Source organism: Bacillus sp. LR--39 (assembly GCF_053613335.1).
This window is the reverse complement of record NZ_JBSIOT010001577.1, coordinates 1-521: the sequence shown is the minus strand read 5'-3', so window position 1 is coordinate 521 and position 521 is coordinate 1. Positions and strand designations below refer to the sequence as shown.

At 44.3% G+C, this 521-nt stretch carries 1 protein-coding gene; it reads right to left on the bottom strand.

The features are described from left to right. Positions 1–460, bottom strand: a 460-nt coding sequence (locus ACWHAR_RS31890; protein WP_452089028.1) for a zinc metallopeptidase, incomplete at its 3' end; no start/stop codon positions are given. Positions 461–521 lie beyond the last annotated feature (61 nt).

The window sequence follows — 521 nt, the reverse complement described above, 5'->3', positions numbered from 1 at the left end:
CAGCCGCTGAAAACAGTATGATCCCAAGCCCGATCAAATTCAGGCTGCCGAGAAGCATGCCTCCTAAGAAAAGCAAAGGAGCTACACCGGATGCAAAATTCACGACTGGGAAGATTTTATGTCTCAGCACAAGCGCACCATATGACTCCTGATGCTGCAAGGCATGTCCGACTTCATGGGAAGCTACGGATATGGCGGAAATTGAGCGGCCGTAATAGACCGGCTCAGATAAACGCACCACCCGTCTTGTCGGGTCGTAATGGTCTGTTAAAGTGCCTCTTACCGGTTCGACCGGCACGTCGTAAAGACCGTTTATATCTAAAATCCGTCTTGCCGTTTCTGCCCCTGTACGTCCGCTTGAGGCTTCCACTTTTGAATATTTTTCAAAGTTGCTCTTTACTTTAAATTGTGCCCAAAACGACAATCCCAATGCGGCTATTGTTAAAAATATAAACAGCATTTTTTCATCATCCTTTTTCCATTATCATTTCTCTATTACGATTATTTTAATGAGTTTTCTT